The sequence below is a fragment of the Rhodococcus sp. BS-15 genome (genome assembly GCF_000813105.1).
Taxonomy (GTDB): Bacteria; Actinomycetota; Actinomycetes; order Mycobacteriales; family Mycobacteriaceae; genus Rhodococcoides.
Window position 1 is genome coordinate 1 of sequence record NZ_BAOX01000386.1, and the last position, 3,795, is coordinate 3,795.

The window sequence follows — 3,795 nt, forward strand, 5'->3', positions numbered from 1 at the left end:
CGCAACGCGCGCGCGTTTGCCATACGCGAGCAGATTCGCTTCCGATTCGACGCGAATCTGCGCGCACCTGGCGAATGCGCGCGCGTTTGCGAAACCTCGGCTACACCCGAATCCGCAGCACCGCGATTCTCCCGTCCTGGGAAAGCTCGAACCAGTACGACAGGTTCACCGGACTCCCCGGGAAGTCGCCCGAAATCTGTGCGGTGGCGGTGCTGCCTGCACCGGATTCGACGACGGAGAGTACGTCGTAGTGCACCTGTGGCAACTCGGTTCGCCAGCGTCGGATCTCGTCGATGCCGCGATACTCGTGTCCCTCGTCCTCCACGATGGCGTCGGGGGCGAACAGGGCGAAGTAGGGCTCAGAGTCGGCCAGTGTGGCGAGCTCGAAGTAGCGGTCGATGGTCTGCGATTCGGTGATGAACCCAGCGTCACCCCTCCCCCACGGGGAGAGTCCACTCTCCCTCACGGGGAGGGGTCAGAATGTCGACATGAACGGATTGCTGACGATCGGCGAGTTCTCTCGCATCACGCACTTGTCCGTGAAGACACTGCGTCGATATCACGAGTCGGGGTTGCTCGAACCCGCGACAGTCGACGACTATTCGGGCTACCGGTACTACGCGACGGATCAGGTCGCCACTGCGCAGATCATCAGTCGGTTCCGCAGTATGCAGATGCCGGAGCGCGAGGTGCGGGCGATCGTGCACACGCCGGACCCCGACGCCCGAGCCCGGTTGATCTCCGAACACCTCACTCGGCTCGAGCGGCAGTTGGACGACACGCGATCAGCAGTGACGGCACTACGCCGGCTGTTGGATCCGGTTCCGCCCACTATCGATGTTCGACGAGTACTCACCGAACAGTGTTCGGTAGCAGCAATTTCCGAGATGGTCGACGCGTCCGAGGTGCTCGGCTGGTTTAGCACGGCGATGGCCGAGATCGATGCAGCAGTTTCCGAAACCACCGGGCAACCGGGCGGTCTCTACGACAACGAGTTGTTCACCGAGGGCCGCGGTATCATGACTGTGTACGCGCCCACCGCAACTGCGCCGTCCACCAACAGGATTCGGCCGATGACGTTGCAACCCACCGAACTCGCAATGACGGTCCATCGCGGGCCGCACGACGATATCGACGTCACCTACGGCGCACTCGGGGTATATGTCGAGACCAATGGCCTGGCCATCGCGGGACCGGTTCGTGAGGTCTACGCCGTCGGTCCGCGTGATACCGAGGATTCGTCCCTGTGGCGCACGGACATCGGGTGGCCGGTGTTCGTTGCTTCGCCGCGAACGCAGTAGTCAGCGTCCCAGCTGCCTGCTTGCTGAGTCGATTTCGGCATGACCGCCGATCTTCGCGTTGCGCCCCGCTCGATCCCCGGCCTTTCGTGCGCCCTCGGAGTAGCCGGCGTTCGCGCTTTGGCCTCGCCAGTGTCCGCGCGCTGTCGAGGTCTGCCGGTAGTAGTCGCGGAGCTCGATCTCTTTGTTGCGCAACACCAGTGCTGTCCCAGCGCCCTGTTGTTCCTGTTCGATGGCCTTGGCCTCGGTGTCCTTCTTCACTTCGCTCAGCCGTTGACCGATGCGCGACGCGAATGCAGTCTGGAAGTTCAACCGGGCCGTCACGGCGGCGACCGGCACTTCCTCGCGTCGGGTGTAGCGCCGGCGGTTCTTGATCTCGGTGACGTTACGGATCGCCGTCTCGGACCTGTAGGCACCGGACTTGATATAGGCGTCCGACGCTCGCACCATCTGAATCAGCAGGGAGGAGTACAGGGCCTCGGTGGTCTCGATGTCGGAGTCGAAACCGTAGGCGAACACCTGCGTCGACGATCGGGACACATCGCACTGGACGTCGTTGGCGTGCGCGATGGCCACGAACAGATGCACGTAGGTCTTGAGTCCGCGCTTGCCCGGCTCTCCGATGGGGATGACCTTCTGGCTCGGCGTCGCCTGCCGCTCCCTGGACGCACTGTGCGAACGAGCCACCGCCAGATCGACCGACGCCGACGTCGCCAGACGCTGAGCCGCGTCCATGAAGGCCTCGGCCTCGTGTGGGTTGTCGGTGGACTCGGCCTGGCGCAGCAGCCCGCCGATCCGCGTCAGCATCTTGTCCGAACTCATGAGCGAAAGGCTACCGGCCTCCTCCGACACCTTCGGGTTGACCGATTCAGGAACGCAGAAACGACCACTGCGCGGTGCGATGTGTGCCACAGTACCATCGACATATGTGTCGGGGGGAGCATCACAGCGAGATTCTGCGTGCCCATCTCCGGGCACATACCACCGCGTAGAAGTAAGTGGAGAGAACAATGGCGTCTTTGATCACGAAGGTGGCGGTGGTTGCAACGGCAGCCACGCTGCTGACGCTCACCGCATGTTCGAGCGACAGCGGTTCGAGCGGCGATTCGGGTGCTGCATCCGAAAATGCCGACGGCCGTGGACCTATCACCTATGTAGAGGGCCAGGACACCACCGAGACCGGTGTCGTCCAGCAGATCATCTCTGAGTGGAACGCCTCCAACCCCGACGAGCAGGTCACCTTCAAGGAGCAGTCCGCCGACGCCGATCAGGCCCACGACGACTTCGTTCAGCAGCTGCAGGCTCAGCAGAGCGACTACGACGTGATGGCGCTCGATGTCGTCTGGACCGCCGAGTTCGCGGCCAAGGGCTGGCTCGTGCCGCTCGAGGGCGAATTCGCACTCGACAACGCAGGCGTTCTGCCCGCGACCGTTGCGAGTGCGACCTACAACGGCACGCAGTACGCCGCACCGAAGAACACCAACGGCGGACTGCTCTACTACCGCAGTGATCTGCTCCCCGAACCGCCCACCACCTGGGCCGAGCTCACCGAGGACTGCCAGGTCGCCCGCGACAACAACATCGACTGCTACGCAGGGCAATTCGCCCCCTACGAAGGTCTGACGGCCAACGCGTCGGAGATCATCAACGCGCACGGCGGATCCATCGTCGCCGAGGACGGCAAGACCCCCACCGTCGACAGCCCGGAGGCCAAGGCCGGACTGCAGACCCTCGTCACCGCGTTCGAGACCGGCGTCATCCCGGCCCAGGACACCACGTTCAAGGAGTCCGAGAGCCAGCAGGCCTTCCAGGACGGACAGACCTTGTTCCTGCGCAACTGGCCGTACGTCTACGGCACCGCAGCGGAGGAAGGTTCGGCTGTGGCCGGCAAGTATGCGGTCGCACCGCTTCCCGGAGTCACCGGAGTCGGCACCTCGACGCTCGGTGGATACAACGCCGCGATCAGTGCGTACTCCGAGAACAAGGCCACCGCTGCCGACTTCCTGCGGTTCCTGCAGGGCGAGCAGGCCCAGCGCATCATCGCCGAGGGCGCTTTGCCGCCCGTGCTCTCGTCGCTGTACGACGATCCCGCACTGATCGCCGCGATGCCGTACCTTCCCGCATTGAAGGCATCCATCGAGAATGCCGTCCCGCGTCCCGTCACCCCGTTCTACCCGGCCGTCTCGAAGGCTGTGCAGGACAACGTGTCTGCCGCCATCAAGGGTGAGAAGAGCGTGGACCAGGCGATCACGGACATGCAGGCCGGTATCGAAACCGCCGGCGCCAACTGATTTCGGGAGAACCAATGGCTGTACCTGCTGGTGTGACCAGTGGGGCCGGCGCAACCACCGCGGCCGGGGGGCTCGTCCCCGGCCGCGGTCGGCATGTGCGGTCCAAGAACAAGCGCTTCGGCCTGACGCAGGGTCGGGCCTGGCTGTTGATCGCACCGACGATGGTGATCCTCGCGATCGTCATCGTCTACCCGGTGATCCGAGCT

4 protein-coding genes and 1 pseudogene are annotated in these 3,795 nt (G+C 64.1%); 3 read left to right on the plus strand and 2 right to left on the minus strand.

Features of this window, described 5'->3' with window-relative positions:
• Positions 1-100 precede the first annotated feature (100 nt).
• Complete coding sequence (locus RHBS_RS25455) at positions 101-466, minus strand: nuclear transport factor 2 family protein (protein ID WP_237669711.1); 366 nt, start codon at positions 464-466, stop codon at positions 101-103.
• Between the two features lie 22 nt (positions 467-488).
• Between RHBS_RS25455 and RHBS_RS25460 the strand changes: the two genes are divergently transcribed.
• Positions 489-1,301, plus strand: a complete 813-nt coding sequence (locus RHBS_RS25460) for a MerR family transcriptional regulator (RefSeq protein WP_121871585.1) — start codon at positions 489-491, stop codon at positions 1,299-1,301.
• On the opposite strand, the gene RHBS_RS25465 is transcribed toward RHBS_RS25460, so the two are convergent.
• Entirely contained in the window at positions 1,302-2,120 is an 819-nt protein-coding gene (locus RHBS_RS25465) for a DUF2786 domain-containing protein (protein ID WP_121872814.1), read from the minus strand.
• A 188-nt stretch (positions 2,121-2,308) separates the two neighbouring features.
• On the opposite strand from RHBS_RS25465, the gene RHBS_RS25470 reads away from it, so the two are divergent.
• On the plus strand, positions 2,309-3,589 hold the full coding sequence (locus RHBS_RS25470; RefSeq protein WP_121871584.1) for an ABC transporter substrate-binding protein: 1,281 nt from the start codon (positions 2,309-2,311) through the stop codon (positions 3,587-3,589).
• Between the two features lie 14 nt (positions 3,590-3,603).
• Positions 3,604-3,795 (plus strand): annotated as a pseudogene (locus tag RHBS_RS31190) (sugar ABC transporter permease); the annotation flags it as partial.

Bases quoted from the DNA above. Each gene is read 5' to 3' on its own strand.
- RHBS_RS25465 (WP_121872814.1), bottom strand. From the start codon at position 2,120: ATGAGTTCGGACAAGATGCTGACGCGGATCGGCGGGCTGCTGCGCCAG.
- RHBS_RS25470 (WP_121871584.1), top strand. From the start codon at position 2,309: ATGGCGTCTTTGATCACGAAGGTGGCGGTGGTTGCAACGGCAGCCACG.
- RHBS_RS25460 (WP_121871585.1), top strand. From the start codon at position 489: ATGAACGGATTGCTGACGATCGGCGAGTTCTCTCGCATCACGCACTTG.